The 275-nt window shown below is 53.5% G+C and carries 1 protein-coding gene; it reads right to left on the minus strand.

What is annotated here, in order from left to right:
• Positions 1-275 (minus strand): sugar phosphate nucleotidyltransferase (locus AAEZ05_RS28540; protein WP_350649949.1); only part of this gene is annotated, 275 nt, incomplete at both ends.

Consider the following 275-nt stretch of genomic DNA (forward strand, 5'->3'; position numbering starts at 1 on the left):
GGCTGGCAACTTGCTCGCGAGTGATCCAGCCATTGGTGAAGGCAATTTCTTCAAGGCAGGCCACTTTCCATCCCTGGCGCTCTTCGATAGTTTGGATGAAGTGGCTGGCTTCCATCAACGATTGATGAGTGCCGGTATCCAGCCAGGCGAAACCACGTCCGAGGATTTCAACGCTGAGGTTCTTCCGCTCGAGATAAACCCGATTCACATCGGTGATTTCCAGCTCACCACGCTCAGACGGCTTGATGTTCTTGGCGATCTCGACAACCTGATTG

The sequence above is a fragment of the Pseudomonas sp. HY13-MNA-CIBAN-0226 genome, from assembly GCF_040310305.1.
In the GTDB taxonomy this organism is placed as follows: Bacteria; Pseudomonadota; Gammaproteobacteria; order Pseudomonadales; family Pseudomonadaceae; genus Aquipseudomonas; species Aquipseudomonas gregormendelii.